Below are 15861 nucleotides of genomic sequence, written 5' to 3'. Positions count from 1 at the left end.
TGTTTTCTGTTTTATCCGTAGCAATGGTAGGGAGTTTGCTAGCGGGATGTGGCTCGGGAAGTAAAGACGATGCGTCGGCTGATGGCAAGACAAAAGTAACTTTTTGGGCTGCACCAAATCCAACGCAAATGAAATTTTGGGGAGAAATGGCAACAGCGTTTGAGAAAGAAAATCCAGATATTAAAATAGACGTATCACAAATGAAAGAAAGTCCATCCTCCGAAGCAACAGTGCAAGCTGCTATTGCGTCAAAAACCGCACCAACTATTTCGGAAAATATAAATCGTAGTTTCGCAGCACAATTGGCAGACAGCAAAGCAATCGTACCAATTAACAAAATCGATGGTATGAAAGAAGTAGCAGAAAAACGTAAAATGGTAGATAGTTTAGACGCTTGGAAGTTCTCGGATGGTAACCAATACGTGTTCCCCGTTTACTCGAACCCGATTCTTTTTGCATGGCGTACTGATATTTTGAAAGAAATTGGTGTAAATGAAACGCCAAAGACATATAGCGAGGTACTTGCAGCAGGTAAAAAGCTAAAAGAAAAATATCCAGATAAAGTTATTTGGGCAAAAGCAGATTTGGCAGATCCGACTGCTTGGATGCGCTGGTTCGACTTCTTCCCACTATACAATGCTGCATCAAAAGGTAACCCGTTTGTAAAAGATGGCAAATTGGTAGCAGATGATAAGGCTGGAAAAGGATTGCTAACGTTTATGTCCGAATTACAAAAAAAGGATCTATTACTTGCAGGACAAGCGACAGATCCATTTGAAACAGGAACGAGCATTATGGCTGATCTTGGTCCGTGGTCATTTCCAAACTGGGCAGAGAAATTCCCAGAGCTAAAAAATGGTGAAACTTACACAGTTAGCACGCCACCGGTTCCGGATGCACTAAAAGAGGAAGCGAATGTAAACACATACTCAGATGCAAAAGGAATTGTCTTCTACGCGCAAGCAACAGATGCTGAGAAACAAGCAGCAGTTAAATTTCTTGATTTCGTTTACAGTAACGATAAAAACGACTTGAAATTCCTAGAAACAACGAACTTAATTCCGGCGCGTGATGATGCGACAGAAAACGCGATATTCACAGAATTCTTCAAAGAAAATCCAGCGCTAAAAGTATATGCAGAAAACGTTCCAAACGCAATTCCAGCGATGGATAATGCGGATTACAATGACATTCAACAAATTATTGGTGAGCAAGCATGGAACCCAGTCGTTCGCGGTGAGAAAAAACCTGCAAAAGCTTGGAACGATATGAAGAAAGCTGAGGATGAGGTGCTTCAGAAATGAAGAAGCTAAACAATAAATTGGGCTGGTCGTTCACCAGCCCCTATGTTATCTTTACCATCATCTTCTTTCTAATTCCGCTTGTTTGGGCGATTTGGCTTTCTGTTACCGATTGGAATATGATGAGTCCAGAAATTAATTTTGTCGGTCTTGATAATTTCACAAAGGCGATTGCGAGCCCAGCGGTGAAAGCCTCTTTTTGGGTAACATACAAGTTCTTGATTGTTTTCGTACCACTCGCGATTATTATGTCGATGGTCGTCGCAGTACTTGTGAACGGGCTACCAAGATTTAAAGGGCTTTACTTAGTTGCTTTTTTTTCTACCTTATCTTTCATCAGGCGTTGTTACGTCTTTAATCGTGAAAGGTTTGCTATCTTATAACAGTCCGCTAAATATATTTTTGCGTGACCATTTTGGCCTAAATATTGATTGGCTGGGAACGCCGATGACATCGCTATTCGTTATTTCTCTGATGATTGCTTGGAAAATGTCTGGGTATTACGCACTGATTTTGATATCAGGATTATCTAGTATTAACGAAGAAATCTATGAGGCTGCTGCAATGGATGGGTCCGGCAGATTCCGTACTTTCTGGAAAGTGACTGTACCGATGATGTATCCCGCACTCTTCACAGTAATCGTGTTGGCAGTAGGCGTGAGTTTCGGTATATTCACAGAGGTTTACCAACTAACTGGCGGAGGGCCGAATTTTGCGACGAATACGTGGCAAATGGAGATTTATAATCAAGCGTTTGTTAATTTGAAGTCAGGTTATGCCTCGGCGATTTCGCTAGTGGCAGCGGTTGTAACGTTTGCATCGATTGGTGTTATTAAAAAAGGACTAGAGAAATGGGGCGAGAGAAATGGTTGGTCGTAAAAGTAAGTGGGGTATGACGATTCGTTATACATTAACCACCTTGATTTTGTTAGTCATGATTTATCCGTTTATTTATCTCGTACTCAACTCGTTTGCAGCATGGGATCAAGTGGATCGAAAAATTATTCCGACGGCATTCACAACACGATCTTGGAGCTGGTTGTTTGGAAATGCAACGGTCGCGGCCCCGGCGCCTTGGATTCACGCATTTATTAACACCATTATTGTAGCGACGATTGCAACAGGACTCATGCTATTATTTGCGATTATGGTCGGCTATGCACTTGCAAAAGTGAAATTTAAAGGGAAAGTGTTCGTGAATAACGTGATTTTATTCCAAATGTTTTTCCCAGCGATTATTTTATTGATTCCACAATTTTTGATGGTGACGAATGTTGGGCTGCTTGATACGTATGCTGGGATGATTATTCCAACAATGATGAGTATGTGGGCGATTTTTATGTATACGAACTTTTTCAAGGCGATTCCAGATACGTTGATTGAGGCGGCGAAATTGGATGGGGCAAGCGATTTGAAAATTTTGTTCCGTGTTGTTTTGCCAATGTCGAAATCGATTAGTACGGTTATTTTCTTGTTCTTGTTTACGGATCGCTGGACGAATCTGCTATGGGATTTAATTGTAACGAAAAGTGATGCAACAGTGACGCTTAACGTGTTGATTTCGCAAATGTTTGGACCTTATGCAACGTACCCGGGTCCGATGTATGCAGCATCCGTTGTGTTGACGTTACCGCTCATTATTCTGTTCTTATTCTTCTCGAAAAAATTCCAAGAGGGTATGCAGTTTACATTAAAGTAAGGAGTTTAGACAATGTTGAAATGGTGGCAGGAAACAGTTTTTTATGAGATTTATATGCCGTCATTTAAGGATGGTAATGGGGACGGGATTGGCGACTTTAAAGGCTTACTTGCAAAAGTGCCTTATTTGGCTGAGCTTGGTGTCGGTGGGGTTTGGTTGACGCCGTTTTACCCGTCTCCAAAAGTGGATAATGGCTATGATGTAAGTGATTATTATGCAGTTGATCCGGATTATGGAACGATGGCGGATTTGGAGGCGTTTGTCGCTGAGGCACATCGATATGGGATTCGGGTGATCGCGGATATGGTCGTGAATCATGTGTCGACAGAGCACGCGTGGTTTAAGGAAGCCCGGCGTTCGCGGGATGATGCGAAGCGTGATTGGTTCGTGTGGAAGGATGTGCCGAATAATTGGGAATCATTTTTCGGAGGTTCGGCTTGGGAATGGGACGCGGTTACGGAGCAATATTATTATCACAGCTTTGCAAAAGAGCAGGTGGATTTGAATTGGGCCAACCCTGATGTGGAGCGCGAGATTTGGAAGGTATTTGATTTCTGGTTGGATAAGGGATTGGACGGTTTCCGGCTGGATGTGATTAATAATTTGACGTTGACGCGGGACTTTTTGGATAATCCTGTGGTGGATGGCGAGCAGCAACATCTGTATGATAAGGATCAGTCGGGCATGACGGCGAAAATGGCGGAGATTGGCGAACGGATTCGGGCGCGTGGGGATTATTTCACGGTGGGCGAGATTAGTTCGGATAATTTGACGGAAATTGAGCGGTATGCTGGGCCTGGCGGACTGGATGTGACGTTTAATTTTAATTTTGGCAGTGTCGCCAATCGTGATGGGATTGTGGCGGAGTTTGCTCGGATGCAGCAGGTGTATGCGGATGGTCGGATGCCAACGTTGTTTTTTGGGAGCCATGATATGAGTCGTTCGTGGAATCGGTTGGCGGACGAGCGTGAAGATGTAGCACAGTTGCTGGCGATGCTGATGTTGACGGCGCATGGTGTTCCGTTTGTGTATTTTGGTGAGGAGATTGGGATGGTGGATTTTGTACCGGAGTCGATGAATGAAATGCGTGATGTACAGGGATTTTATGCGTACGAGCTGGCTTTGGAGGATGGTAAGTCGGAGTGTGAAGCATTGGCTATAGCGCAAGGTAAGACGCGGGATAAAGCGAGGTCACTGATGACTTGGCCAGAAGGTTTCTCGGATAAAGCGCAGGCTTGGATTGGGGAAGTGACGCCTGATTTTGCGCGTGGACAGCGAATGTTTGCATTTTATAAAACATTGATTTCACTTAGAAAAACAATTGATTTTTGCAAGCCAGGATATCGTGATTTTGAGGTGGATGGAGAGTTGTTGACGTATGTTCGTGGCGAGTATCTCGTTTGTCTTAATTTTGGGGCAGCACGTGAGATGGAGAACAAGTGGGGGAACGTGACGCTTGTTTTGGCGAATAAGGATTTGGTTGTGAACGTTGATAAGATTGAATTGCCAGCGTTTGGAGCGGTTATTTTTAAGATGTGAAGGAGTTTATGATGAAAGATATTGCAATTTTATTGAAGGAATATCGGGCAGGAAATGAGCCTGCAAAAGTGGAGCGCTTGAATTTTGTTGGTGCGGGTGATAAGGATGTGTACAATATTTCGGCGCCGTTTGTTGTGGATGGCAAAGAAGTGATTGCTGGACGAATGGAGTCACGGGACAGCGAAATGGCAGAAATCGGCTTTTTTGAAAAACAAGATTTGACGTGGGTATTACTTGCGAATATGCCTAAATTAGCGCTACAAGATCCATTTGTGACGCGCATCGATGGGGATTTGATGATCGGTGGTGTGGAAGTATTTCCAAGTAAGGATGATCCTGAAAAATTAGCGTGGCGGACTTGTTTATATCGAGGTAAAGACATTGCCGATTTGACGCTCTTTTTTGAAGGCCCGGTTGGGATGAAGGATTTGCGCTTGAAGCAGTTGCCGAGTGGTGAGATTGTTGTTTTGACAAGGCCGCAAGGTGAAAAAGGTGGGCGTGGCAAAATCGGTTTTTGCTTGATTGAAAAATTGGCGGATTTGACGGTGGTTTTGATTGAGGATGCACCGCTACTCGAACCACATTTTGCGGATGAAGAATGGGGTGGAGCCAACGAAATGCATCTTTTGAAAAATGGCAATCTAGGAGTGCTCAGCCATATTGCGAATTTTGATGCGGCTGGTGATCGGCATTACTATGCGGCGATTTGCGTAATCGATCCGAAAACGGGAGCGATAGTTGTGCCGATGGAAATTATCGCAGAACGTGCAGACTTTCTAGTAGGACCAACGAAGCGAGCCGATTTGAAAGATGTTGTTTTTAGTGGAGGCCTGATTCGAAATGTGTCTGGAACAGCTGATTTATACGTAGGAATAAGCGACGCGGATGCGCAAAAACGAACGATTCGCGATCCATTTATGAAATTTGAAGGATAGGGAGATTAAGAATTATGAATATTTATCGTTATGAGGAAAATCCGTTAATTACACCGGCGGACGTGAAGCCGCACCGTCCCGATTTTGAAGTCTTGGGAGCGTTTAACGCAGGTGTTGCTGAATATCAAGGGGAAACTTTATTGCTTTTACGCGTGGCAGAGAAACCAATTAGTGAGGACCCAAATATTATTAAGGCGCCAATTTTTAATATGGAAACAAAAGAATTGGATATTTTGGAGTTTCGACTAGATGATCCAACGTATGATTTTGAAGATCCACGGATGATTCGTGAAAAAAATAAGCTGGAAGGTTTCACATATTTGACGTCGCTTTCGTATATCAGGATTGCACGAAGCAAGGATGGACACAACTTTACTATTGATGAAAAACCGTTTTTGTATCCATTTAATGAATATCAAACGTTTGGTATTGAGGATGCACGTGTGACGCAGATTGATGATGTTTACTATGTGAATTTCAGTGCTGTTTCAGAGATGGGCGTTGCGGACGCGATGATTTCGACGAAGGACTTTGTGAGCTATGAATACGAAGGAAATATTTTTGCGCCGGAGAATAAAGATGTATTAATTTTTCCAGAAAAAGTGAATGGAAAATATTATGCATTGCACCGCCCAAGCTTGAAAAGTATCGGAAATTTGGATATTTGGATTGCGTCTTCGCCAGATTTGCATAGTTGGGGCGATCACAGACACTTGCTTGGCGTTCGCGAAGGTTATTGGGATAGCGGCCGAATCGGTGGTGGTGCCGTGCCAATTAAAACCGAAAAAGGCTGGCTAGAGCTGTATCATGGCGCGACGAAAGAACATCGCTATTGTATGGGAGCGGTCCTACTTGATTTAGATAATCCAATGAAAGTTCTAGCACGTACAGAAACACCAATTTTAGAACCAGAAGCGGATTACGAGAAAAACGGCTTTTTTGGCGATGTTGTTTTTGGTTGCGGTACGATTGTAGAAGGCGATGTTGTCAAAATGTACTACGGTGTCGCGGATACATCGATGGCTTGTTGTGAGATGAGCTTGGCAGGAATTCTGCAACAATTAGAGGATGAAAGCCGATGACTTGGCAAGTAAATTGGCAAAAATGGAGCGTGGCGTCGAAGGACGATGTGGCGCTTCAACATGAGATGACGGAATTATCTGACGAAAAAATGAAACGAGAGCATTTTTATCGCTATTTGGCATTTGGTACTGGCGGCATGCGCGGGGAGATTGGTTGTGGCACGAACCGGATAAATAAGTACATGATTCGTTGGGTCGCAAGTGGTGTCGCGGCACATATTGTAGAACAAGGGTGTCAAGCGGATGGCGTGGCAATTGCTTATGATTCACGTCATTTTTCAGCGGAATTTGCGTTAGAAGCAGCACGCGTTCTTGGCGCAGCTGGAATCAAAGTCTATTTATCCGACACGTTACGCCCAACCCCAGAGTTGTCGTTCATGGTTCGCAAATGGGGCACTGCAGCAGGTATCGTTATTACGGCGAGCCATAATCCAGCAGAATACAACGGCTTCAAGGTTTACGGTGCAGATGGATGCCAGATTACGTTGGACGTTGCGGATAGAATAACAGCTTATTTGAAGCGTATTTCTGATTTGTTCGCAATTCCAGTAGTGGAGGAGGCTGCGCTGATTAAAACTGGGTTACTCGTTCAAATCGGCGACGAAGCGGACATAGCTTATTTAGAACAAGTTCGTGCTGTGACGCAAAATAAAGAATTGACAAAAATGCACGGTAACAAGTTGAAAATTGTTTATACAGCACTTCACGGGACGGGAGGACCACTTGTGACGCAAAGCTTGGCGCAAGCAGGTTTCACCAATGTCAGCGTTGTCGCAGAGCAGTCAATTCCAGATGGCGCTTTTCCGACTGTTACATCGCCAAACCCAGAAGATCATGCCGCGTTCAGGATGGCAATCGAAGCAAGCGATAATGCCGATATTTTGATGGCGACAGATCCAGATGCTGACCGAATCGGCGTTGCTGTAAAAAATGAACAAGGCACATATCAAATTTTGACAGGTAATCAGTTGGGCGCTTTATTACTACATTATCTAGTCACCGAGAAGAAGATACCAGCAAACAGCGCGCTCATCAAAACCATCGTGACCAGCAATCTAGGTGAAAAAATTGCTCAGAAATATGGCGTGAAAATCTATAATACGCTAACTGGATTCAAGTTTATCGGTGAAAAAATCGCAGAATGGGAAAAATCAGGTGAAGCAACATTCCTTTTTGGCTATGAAGAAAGCTATGGCTACCTTGTTGAACCATTCGTCCGCGATAAAGACGCTATCCAAGCAGCTCTTTTAACAGCGGAAGTCGCGTTAGCTTTCCAATTACAAGGCAAAACATTATACGAAGGCTTGCAAACAATCTACAACGAATTCGGCTATCATGAAGAATCTCTGCATACTATCACTGCAAAAGGCGAAGAAGGAATCGCACGCATCCAAGCAATCATGCAAACAATGCGCAAGAAAACAATCGATGGCATCACCAGTAAAGAAGATTACCAAACCGGTGTACAAACTAATTATCAAACAGATACAACTCAAAAAATAACACTACCAAAATCAGATGTTCTAAAATTCCACTTGGCAGACGGCTCATGGTTCTGTATTCGCCCATCAGGAACCGAACCAAAATGCAAAATTTATTTTAGTTGCGCCGGAGACACAGCGAAAGAAGCAAGAGGGCGTTTGCAAAACCTTGAAAAACAAGTTTTAGTAGAGATTGAAAATATAGAACTGTAAGCCTTTGTAGTGCTATACTATTGTTCAAAGATACAAACTATTTTTTTAAGGAGATGTTATGATGCGGTTTATTAAAGCAAATATTAGATTCATTAGTAGTTTTGGAGGTAACGGACATGAAAATATCTGATATGAAAAATCTCGGGACAATCAATGAAGAAAAACTGCATTCTGTGGGCATAAAGTCAGCGGAAGAGTTGCAAGCCATAGGTACAGAAAAAGCTTATTTGCTTGTTAAAGATTTAGTAGACGATGATGCTTGTCTGCATTTCCTATATGCTTTAGAAAGTGCCATTCAGGGTATCCCTAAAAATGAATTAACAGATCAAAAACGAGCAGAGTTAAGACAGTTGTATCAACGCGTGAAAGCTAGGTAGCGACAAAGATGGTTGGCAAGAATGCCAACCATCTTTAACATCTAACTTCGCAATTCTTTAACTAATTCCTCAGCAGGCGTCACAAAATAAGTCGTCTGATTATCATACGTCACATAACCTGGCTTCGCACCACTTGGCTTTTTCACGTGCTTAATCAGCGTCGCATCCACGGGAACGGAGCCTGAGAGTCGCGCCTTGGAAAAGAATGCCGCAATCATCGCAGCTTCCGTGATTGATGTCTCATCGGGATTCGCATCTTGAATCACAACATGTGACCCCGGCAAATCCTTTACATGGAACCATAAGTCGGTATTTCGCGCTACTTTATTCGTTAAATAATCATTTTGCTTATTATTTTTCCCAACTAGGATGGGTAATCCAGTGCTCGACGTATACTTTTCAAGCGTTGGATTCTGATTCGGCTTTCTGCTGCCTTTTTTCTGTTTATACTTGATGTATCCTTGTTCTGCGAGTTCCATCCGGATTTCCTGAACGTCCTCAGGCGACGCATCTTCTAATTGTTGCTGCACCGTTTCCAAATAGGCAATTTCCTGCTCCGTCAAGCGCATCTGTTCCTCGACAAATTTCACAGCTTTCTTCAACTTTTGATATTTATTAAACAAAAACTGAGCATTTTGAGGCGGCGATTTCCGAATATCAAGCGGGATTTTCACCGTTCTCATGTTCTCATCATAAAAATTTTGCACTTCAATCTCTGTCATACCGCGAGAGACCAAATGCAGGTTCGCCGTCAGCAACTCACCGAAAATCCGAAACTCATCCGCGCGTTCCGTATCCACAAGCGTTTGCTCTAGTTTTTCCATTTTCAAACGGTCGCGGTCAATCTCATTCGCAAGCAATCGTTCCAAATCGTGCGCAATTTGATGCACCCGATCGCGCGTTGCCTTTCCACCATAGAACCGATCCAACAAAGCCCCAAGCGAATCTGATTCAGCTGTCACTTCCGTATCTGCAAGTTGCATGAAATAAAAATCTTCTTTGTCGTTCTTTGTAAATAAAACAGGTTCCGCTGGTTTTGCACAATCTTTCATAACACTAAAAAAGGCTTGCGGCAACGTATCCCGATTCACCAATCCAGCCCGCGCAACTACTTCGTTCGCAAGCAAGGGGCTGAATCCAGCAACAATCGAAACGATTTGCTTCGACATTTTACCAGCATTGAAATCCAATTTCGCCAACAAATCTTCCTCACTCGCCGTCCAAGGATTCAATTTATCCGAACTCGGTGGCAGAATATAAGGAGCGCCTGGTAAAAGTGTCCGGTAACTATTAAAAGCCGGTGAAACATGTTTAATGCAGTCCACAATGGTTTCTTTCTCCCGATCCACGAGCACAATATTGCTATGGCGCCCCATAATTTCCACATACAGATCACAAAAACGCGTTTCGCCAATCTCATCTTTCCCGCGAATTCCAAAAATCAAAATACGATCATTTGCAACTTGGCGAATGGATTCAATAATTGCGCCCTCCATATACTTCCGCAATAACATACAAAACATCGGTGGCTGCGCAGGGTTTTCCATCGTTTCTTTCGTAATCTGAATACGCGCATAACTCGGGTGCGCCGAAATCAAGATGCGCTGATTTTCCCGGTTTTTGCGCACATATAACACTAATTCATGCGCAAACGGTTGGTGTATCTTCATAATCCGCCCAGTTTCGCACTGCTCGGTCAATTCTTCGGTCATTGCTTTTAAAAACATTGTATCAAATGCCATATTTCATTCATTCCCTCAAAAATTTTAATTAGTTTGACTAGAAGTCTCTTCGCCATTCGAGGAAGAATAAGTATAGTCAATATTCATAGTGCCATCATCATCTACATCTGTGATACCTACATAGAGTGTACTGTTCATCGTAGACGTTGTTGCAGTTACATCAAACTGAAGCTCATCATGCTTTTTCCCATTTTTGTCAACGTAACTCATCGTAAAACCACCTGGCTTCACGTCAAATGGTGCTACTTTAATCTCTTTTGATGTTTCATTTTTTAGTGCAGGAATTGTAGCAACAACTTTTCCACCATTCGTAAGCGTTATTTCAGATGATGCAGCTCCACTGTAATTATCTACATTAATAATAAAATCCTCTTTTGGTGGGGAAATCACTAATCGTAATACAAAAGCTAGTGCAATAAAAGCAACTAGCACAATACTGAAAACTAAGACATTCTTTTTCATGTTGCCAATCTCTCCTTTTTTCTTTTATTGTACCATAAGAAGGGCGAGACTTGCCTTATATTCTTGCTTTTATGTTATAATAAGGTGGTGAAATTAGAATGCGAGAGGCTGATCGAAATGGTAAAAAGTATGACTGGGTTCGGGCGAGCAGGGAAGCAATCGGAGAATTTCAAAGTAACCGTAGAATTGAAAGCTGTTAATCACCGCTATTTGGAAGTTGTTTTTCGGATGCCACGTGTGTTTGCCTATTTGGAAGCGAAGTTAAAAAAGAGCATCGCAGAACAGGTAAAGCGTGGCCGTGTGGAATGCGCGATTACAGTAGAAGGAAATAGAGCGACGAAAGAAAAATTGGTCATCAACTGGGATTTGGCGGATGAGTATATTCGCTTTATGCGCCAAGCAACACAGCGTTACCAGATGGAGGATGCGCTAAATATTCAGGAACTCTTGCTTGATCCGCGCTTTTTAGAAATTGTGGAGAGCAACGAACCGGATTCAGAGTTAGAGGAATTACTCATAGGCGCAACAACCGCCGCTGCAAAAAGGCTGGACGACATGCGGGCGACAGAAGGCAACGAGCTGGCGCTTCATTTCAAACATCATTTGGAGACGACAGAGAAACTATTAAACGAGATACAAGCGTTTGTTCCTGAAATGGAAGCGACATATCGTGAACGACTCGAAAATCGCTTAATCAGTTATGTCGGCGAAGATTTTGACAAAGCACTTGTCCTTTCTGAAATTGCGATTCTACTTGAAAAATCAGATATCAATGAAGAACTTGAACGCTTGGGAAGTCACGTGAAGCAATTTTCGCACATTCTTTTACTGGAAGAACCGATTGGACGCAAGCTTGATTTTCTTATTCAGGAGATGAATCGTGAAATAAATACGATTGGATCAAAAGCTAGCCATTTAGAAATTACGAATCGTGTGGTAGAATTAAAGACGACACTTGAAAAAATGCGTGAGCAAATCCAGAATGTGGAATAATTTTTCAAGCAGTATGATATTTTAGAAAAGAGGAACGCAAACATGACAGATCGAGGACTTCTCATCGTTTTATCTGGTCCTTCTGGAGTTGGAAAAGGGACGGTTAGAAAAGCAGTTTTTGATGACCCAACAACTTCATTTGAATATTCTATTTCGATGACAACGCGCCAAGCGCGCGCGGGCGAAGTGGATGGTGTGGATTATTATTTCCGCACGAAAGAACAATTTGAGCAGGCGATTGCAGATGGTAAGATGCTGGAATACGCACAGTATGTCGGTAACTATTACGGAACGCCGCTTGATTATGTAGAAGAAATTTTGGTAGCTGGAAAAGATGTTTTTCTAGAAATTGAAGTTCAAGGCGCGTTACAGGTACGTGAGGCGATGCCAGAAGGAATATTTATTTTCCTAACACCGCCAGATTTGAGTGAGCTGAAAAACCGCATTATAGGGCGGGGTACAGAGTCAATGGATGTTGTCGAAGAGCGCATGAACGAAGCGCGTCGCGAAATTGAGATGATGAACGCCTATGATTATGCCGTTGTTAATGATATAGTAGATAATGCCGTTCAAAAAATTAAGGGGATTGTTCAGACCGAGCACTTAAAAACAGAGCGCGTCATTCATAAATATGAAAAAATGTTAGAGGAGTTGGAATAGATGTTATATCCATCAATTGATAATTTGTTGTTAGTTATTGACTCAAAATACTCACTAGTAACCGTGGCTGCGCGTCGTGCCCGTCAAATGCAAAAAGACCACGACCCAGGTACAATGGATGATTTCAAATCGCACAAAGCGGTAGGAAAAGCGTTAGAAGAGATTTATGCAGGGAACTTGGTTATGGGGAAAGACAAGTAATAGTATAGAAAACAGGAGCGCAAATCATATTTTGGATTTGTGCTCCTATTTTTCTGCATTTAAATTTTTTGAAAACTGAAAAGAAGTCAGGATATTTTTCGAGTAAGTCTTGATTAGGTGAATAAACATGCGTTGTGCCTTGTTTTCGAACGGCGACTAAATTGGCCTCCTTTAGTAGTTTAATATGGTGAGACATCGTAGATTTGGAAACATCGTATGTATTGCTCGTTACACGTTGTTCGCCTTTTTGAAGCAAGCAACGGAAAATATCTAGGCGAATTGGATCACCTAAAGCTTGGAATAAGACTAACAATTTTTCTGTATTCAGATTATTATTTTTCATAAAAGTATCATAGCATATTACATATTAGTTGCCTATAAAAAAAATGTTATGGTAGAGTTTTATAGTTCGAAAAAAATCGAACTATATAATCAGAGGAAGAAGGGCGAACAAATGCTAGTTATTCAAGCGAAATTGGAAGTCCAGGAAGATAAGATTGTTGCTTTTTTTAAAAGAAGTAGAGCCATTGATTGAGGCGTCGCGTGCGGAATCAGGCAATATTAGCTACAAGTTGACGTGTGCCGTTGAGAATACGACTGAGTTTTATATGATCGAGCAGTGGGAAGATTTAGCTGCGATTGATGCCCATAATAAAAGCAAGCATTTTCAAGCGTTCCAAACAGGTGTTGGCAGCATGTTGAGTGCGCCACCGACTATTCAAGTACTTAGTACGCTAGAAAGGAAGTAATACCATGTATAAAAATAATGATTTTGAAGATATTATCAAAAACCGACGTTCGATTCGTACATACGATGACTCGGTGAAAATTAGTAGAGAAGAGATGGAGCAGATACTAACTGATGCAATGCGTGCACCATCATCAGTGAACATGCAGCCGTGGCGTTTTGTTGTGGTGGAAAGCCCAGAAGAGAAAGAGAAATTGCGTCCGCTCGTGCGATTTAATACGCAACAAAATGATTCATCGTCAGCTATGATTGTGATTTTTGGTGACATGGACAGTTTTGAAAATGGGGAGAAAATTTTTAGTAGTGCGGTAGAGCAAGGGTTGATGCCGGCAGATGTGAAAGAGAAGCAAATGGCTGCTTTGACACCTTATTACGCGAATTCGCCACGTGAGGAATTGGAAAGGGTGGCGTTGATTGACGGTAGTCTCGTTGCGATGCAGTTGATGCTAGTGGCTCGAGCTTATGGCTATGATACGAATCCGATTGGTGGATTTGAGAGACGTGAAGTTGCCGAAGCATTCGATATGGATATTAAACGTTATGTGCCGGTGATGATTGTGTCAATTGGGAAAGCGAAGGATTCGGGATATGGATCGTATCGTTTGAGTACAGATGATACTGTATTTTGGAAATAAAGTCTGGATTATATGACTGATAAATCGGCGACAAGCGCTCGTATTGTTGGGGCTGTTCGAATAAAAAGAGTTACAGCCCCAATATGCATGAGAGCAAAGCGAGCATGTAATCCACCATCGGCTGTTCGAATACGCGAAGCCCCAAAATGCCTATGAGCATCGTGAATAGGCGTTCTTTCAGGATGCTTAGAATAGGAAGGGAGAACAATCAAGCGGTTCTTCTAGGCTTGCGCTCGATTTGTTTAAAGCAGGATGTACGTCTTACCTGGAAAAATGGGAATTCGTAAGTCCAGCTTATTTTGCGTATAATGGCTAAAATGAATAGAGTATAAGAGTATAGGAACATCTTTACGTCTGTATCAAGTGTTCACTAGGGTGTATGATTTCAGTGAATCGAAAGTTAGGTAATAAAATCGAAATCAAACTAGGTGTGTTATACAATTTTAGAGCAGTACCTTGATTAGTAAGCTAGGAATCAGACAAAAAATCTGATTTCTAGCTTTTTCTTCACCTTTCTAACCTCCAACACTGTTTTTTCCCGCGCTAAAACGGTATAATTAACGGGAAGGTGAAAGAGGTGACCTAGATGTTAGATGGAAAAAATATCTTACTCGCGGTTTCTGGTGGAATCGCTGTTTATAAAGCTGTGGCGCTTACGAGTAAATTAACGCAGGCGGGCGCGAATGTGAAGGTGATGATGACGAAAAGTGCGCAGGAGTTTGTGCCGACACTTTCGTTTCAGGTTTTATCGCGACATGATGTGTATACGGATACGTTTGATGAGAAGGACTCACGTGTAGTGGCGCATATTGATCTTGCGGATTGGGCAGATCTTGTGATTGTGGCACCGGCGACGGCGAACGTGATTGGGAAGCTGGCGAATGGGATTGCGGATGATATGGTAACAACGACGCTGCTTGCGACGGAGGCGCCGATTTGGGTAGCGCCAGCGATGAATGTGCACATGATTGCGCATCCAGCTGTAGTGCGGAATATTAATCAGTTGTACGCGGATGGGGTTCGTTTTATCGAGCCGAGCGAGGGTTATTTGGCTTGTGGATACGTTGGGCGTGGCCGTTTGGAGGAACCGGAACGGATTGTTGGGCATTTGACGAGCTTTTTTGCGGAGAGAAATACATTGCTTACTGGTCGGAAGGTTGTGGTGACGGCCGGTGCAACGATGGAAAAATTGGACCCGGTGCGTTATTTTACGAATCATTCAACAGGAAAAATGGGCTTTGCAATCGCGGAAGTAGCTGCGAGATATGGTGCGGATGTTGTATTGGTGACATCGTCTACGAAACTTGCGGTGCCACATGGCGTTCAGGCGGTTTATATTGAAACGGCGCAGGAAATGTACGAGGAAGTTATGCAACATCAGGGTTCGGCGGATGTTTTTGTAATGAGCGCTGCGGTTGCTGATTATACGCCAAAAGTGATTCATGAGCACAAAATTAAGAAGCAACCGGGCGATTACGTAATCGAGATGGTGCGCACGAAGGATATTTTGGCGGAAATTGGTCAGAATAAGAAGGCGGAGCAGGTCGTGATTGGTTTCGCTGCGGAGACGCAAAATGTGAAAGAGAACGCGCTGAAAAAACTGCATGCGAAAAATGCGGATTTGATTGTGGCGAATAATGTGGCGCAAATTGGTGCAGGTTTTGGCGTGGATACGAATCAGGTGACTTTTTATGGGCAGGAAGACACGGAGAAAGTTTTTCCGTTATTGTCTAAACAAGAGGTAGCGCGCGAAATTATCGAACAGGCAGCGCGTTTGTTGGAGGAAAAGTAAG

General features: G+C 42.8%; 15 protein-coding genes and 2 pseudogenes. 14 read left to right on the top strand and 3 right to left on the bottom strand.

Annotated elements, in window-relative coordinates; translation table 11 throughout:
• Positions 1 to 23 precede the first annotated feature (23 nt).
• The 8 genes and pseudogenes from PROCOU_RS03695 (at position 24) to PROCOU_RS03660 (ending at position 8627) form a co-directional block, all read left to right on the top strand.
• Positions 24 to 1304 carry an ABC transporter substrate-binding protein gene (locus PROCOU_RS03695; RefSeq protein ID WP_051994180.1) on the top strand — a complete coding sequence of 427 codons (1281 nt, stop codon included), beginning with the start codon at positions 24 to 26 and terminating at the stop codon, positions 1302 to 1304.
• Positions 1301 to 2180 (top strand): annotated as a pseudogene (locus PROCOU_RS03690) (carbohydrate ABC transporter permease). Before PROCOU_RS03695 ends, PROCOU_RS03690 begins: the two are co-directional and overlap by 4 nt.
• Positions 2167 to 3000, top strand: coding sequence for a carbohydrate ABC transporter permease (locus PROCOU_RS03685; RefSeq protein WP_036069728.1), 834 nt, complete (start codon positions 2167 to 2169; stop codon positions 2998 to 3000). The pseudogene PROCOU_RS03690 and the gene PROCOU_RS03685 overlap by 14 nt, the downstream one beginning before the upstream one ends.
• 15 nt (positions 3001 to 3015) lie before the next feature.
• Positions 3016 to 4539: an alpha-amylase family glycosyl hydrolase gene (locus tag PROCOU_RS03680; RefSeq protein WP_376700400.1), complete on the top strand. Its 1524-nt coding sequence runs from the start codon at positions 3016 to 3018 to the stop codon at positions 4537 to 4539.
• Between the two features lie 11 nt (positions 4540 to 4550).
• Positions 4551 to 5474, top strand: a complete 924-nt coding sequence (locus tag PROCOU_RS03675; RefSeq protein WP_077913314.1) for a DUF1861 family protein — start codon at positions 4551 to 4553, stop codon at positions 5472 to 5474.
• Between the two features lie 14 nt (positions 5475 to 5488).
• Complete coding sequence (locus PROCOU_RS03670; protein WP_036069726.1) at positions 5489 to 6556, top strand: BtaManbiosPhlase; 1068 nt, start codon at positions 5489 to 5491, stop codon at positions 6554 to 6556.
• Positions 6553 to 8250 carry a phospho-sugar mutase gene (locus PROCOU_RS03665; RefSeq protein WP_036069724.1) on the top strand — a complete coding sequence of 566 codons (1698 nt, stop codon included), beginning with the start codon at positions 6553 to 6555 and terminating at the stop codon, positions 8248 to 8250. The genes PROCOU_RS03670 and PROCOU_RS03665 overlap by 4 nt, the downstream gene beginning before the upstream one ends.
• A gap of 116 nt (positions 8251 to 8366) precedes the next feature.
• A complete protein-coding gene (locus tag PROCOU_RS03660) occupies positions 8367 to 8627 on the top strand; it encodes a TfoX/Sxy family DNA transformation protein (RefSeq protein ID WP_036069723.1) in 261 nt (86 codons plus the stop codon).
• A gap of 41 nt (positions 8628 to 8668) precedes the next feature.
• On the opposite strand, the gene PROCOU_RS03655 is transcribed toward PROCOU_RS03660, so the two are convergent.
• Both PROCOU_RS03655 and PROCOU_RS03650 read right to left on the bottom strand, forming a co-directional pair.
• Positions 8669 to 10369, bottom strand: coding sequence for an Rqc2 family fibronectin-binding protein (locus PROCOU_RS03655; RefSeq protein ID WP_036069722.1), 1701 nt, complete (start codon positions 10367 to 10369; stop codon positions 8669 to 8671).
• A 24-nt stretch (positions 10370 to 10393) separates the two neighbouring features.
• On the bottom strand, positions 10394 to 10831 hold the full coding sequence (locus tag PROCOU_RS03650) for a hypothetical protein (RefSeq protein ID WP_036069720.1): 438 nt from the start codon (positions 10829 to 10831) through the stop codon (positions 10394 to 10396).
• Positions 10832 to 10948: 117 nt separating this feature from the next.
• Between PROCOU_RS03650 and PROCOU_RS03645 the strand changes: the two genes are divergently transcribed.
• From PROCOU_RS03645 to rpoZ, 3 genes are read left to right on the top strand one after another with little or no spacing between them, the layout of a single operon-like run.
• Positions 10949 to 11824, top strand: a complete 876-nt coding sequence (locus PROCOU_RS03645; protein ID WP_036069718.1) for a YicC/YloC family endoribonuclease — start codon at positions 10949 to 10951, stop codon at positions 11822 to 11824.
• Positions 11825 to 11866: 42 nt separating this feature from the next.
• On the top strand, positions 11867 to 12484 hold the full coding sequence (gene gmk, locus PROCOU_RS03640; protein ID WP_036069717.1) for a guanylate kinase: 618 nt from the start codon (positions 11867 to 11869) through the stop codon (positions 12482 to 12484).
• Positions 12485 to 12685 (top strand): DNA-directed RNA polymerase subunit omega, encoded by a 201-nt coding sequence (gene rpoZ, locus PROCOU_RS03635; RefSeq protein ID WP_036064566.1) that lies wholly within the window; start codon positions 12485 to 12487, stop codon positions 12683 to 12685.
• Between the two features lie 79 nt (positions 12686 to 12764).
• On the opposite strand, the pseudogene PROCOU_RS17025 reads toward rpoZ, so the two are convergent.
• Positions 12765 to 13028 (bottom strand): annotated as a pseudogene (locus PROCOU_RS17025) (ArsR/SmtB family transcription factor); the annotation flags it as partial.
• A 157-nt stretch (positions 13029 to 13185) separates the two neighbouring features.
• Between PROCOU_RS17025 and PROCOU_RS03630 the strand changes: the two are divergent.
• The 3 genes from PROCOU_RS03630 (at position 13186) to coaBC (ending at position 15860) form a co-directional block, all read left to right on the top strand.
• Positions 13186 to 13434 (top strand): putative quinol monooxygenase, encoded by a 249-nt coding sequence (locus PROCOU_RS03630; RefSeq protein ID WP_159101182.1) that lies wholly within the window; start codon positions 13186 to 13188, stop codon positions 13432 to 13434.
• Positions 13435 to 13438: 4 nt separating this feature from the next.
• Complete coding sequence (locus PROCOU_RS03625; protein WP_036069716.1) at positions 13439 to 14068, top strand: nitroreductase family protein; 630 nt, start codon at positions 13439 to 13441, stop codon at positions 14066 to 14068.
• Positions 14069 to 14654: 586 nt separating this feature from the next.
• Positions 14655 to 15860, top strand: coding sequence for a bifunctional phosphopantothenoylcysteine decarboxylase/phosphopantothenate--cysteine ligase CoaBC (gene coaBC / locus PROCOU_RS03620; protein WP_036069714.1), 1206 nt, complete (start codon positions 14655 to 14657; stop codon positions 15858 to 15860).
• Position 15861: the final 1 nt, after the last annotated feature.

This window comes from Listeria rocourtiae FSL F6-920, from assembly GCF_000525975.1.
In the GTDB taxonomy this organism is placed as follows: Bacteria; Bacillota; Bacilli; order Lactobacillales; family Listeriaceae; genus Listeria_A; species Listeria_A rocourtiae.
The sequence above is the reverse complement of the archived record's forward strand: the minus strand, read 5'-3'. Positions and strand labels throughout refer to the sequence as shown.

What these genes read in the sequence shown, in the direction of transcription:
- gmk (WP_036069717.1), top strand. Translation starts at nt 11,867, where the DNA reads ATGACAGATCGAGGACTTCTCATCGTTTTATCTGGTCCTTCTGGAGTT.
- PROCOU_RS03685 (WP_036069728.1), top strand. Translation starts at nt 2,167, where the DNA reads ATGGTTGGTCGTAAAAGTAAGTGGGGTATGACGATTCGTTATACATTA.
- rpoZ (WP_036064566.1), top strand. Translation starts at nt 12,485, where the DNA reads ATGTTATATCCATCAATTGATAATTTGTTGTTAGTTATTGACTCAAAA.
- PROCOU_RS03665 (WP_036069724.1), top strand. Translation starts at nt 6,553, where the DNA reads ATGACTTGGCAAGTAAATTGGCAAAAATGGAGCGTGGCGTCGAAGGAC.
- PROCOU_RS03645 (WP_036069718.1), top strand. Translation starts at nt 10,949, where the DNA reads ATGGTAAAAAGTATGACTGGGTTCGGGCGAGCAGGGAAGCAATCGGAG.
- PROCOU_RS03655 (WP_036069722.1), bottom strand. Translation starts at nt 10,369, where the DNA reads ATGGCATTTGATACAATGTTTTTAAAAGCAATGACCGAAGAATTGACC.
- PROCOU_RS03695 (WP_051994180.1), top strand. Translation starts at nt 24, where the DNA reads ATGGTAGGGAGTTTGCTAGCGGGATGTGGCTCGGGAAGTAAAGACGAT.
- PROCOU_RS03625 (WP_036069716.1), top strand. Translation starts at nt 13,439, where the DNA reads ATGTATAAAAATAATGATTTTGAAGATATTATCAAAAACCGACGTTCG.
- PROCOU_RS03650 (WP_036069720.1), bottom strand. Translation starts at nt 10,831, where the DNA reads ATGAAAAAGAATGTCTTAGTTTTCAGTATTGTGCTAGTTGCTTTTATT.
- PROCOU_RS03670 (WP_036069726.1), top strand. Translation starts at nt 5,489, where the DNA reads ATGAATATTTATCGTTATGAGGAAAATCCGTTAATTACACCGGCGGAC.
- coaBC (WP_036069714.1), top strand. Translation starts at nt 14,655, where the DNA reads ATGTTAGATGGAAAAAATATCTTACTCGCGGTTTCTGGTGGAATCGCT.
- PROCOU_RS03675 (WP_077913314.1), top strand. Translation starts at nt 4,551, where the DNA reads ATGAAAGATATTGCAATTTTATTGAAGGAATATCGGGCAGGAAATGAG.
- PROCOU_RS03660 (WP_036069723.1), top strand. Translation starts at nt 8,367, where the DNA reads ATGAAAATATCTGATATGAAAAATCTCGGGACAATCAATGAAGAAAAA.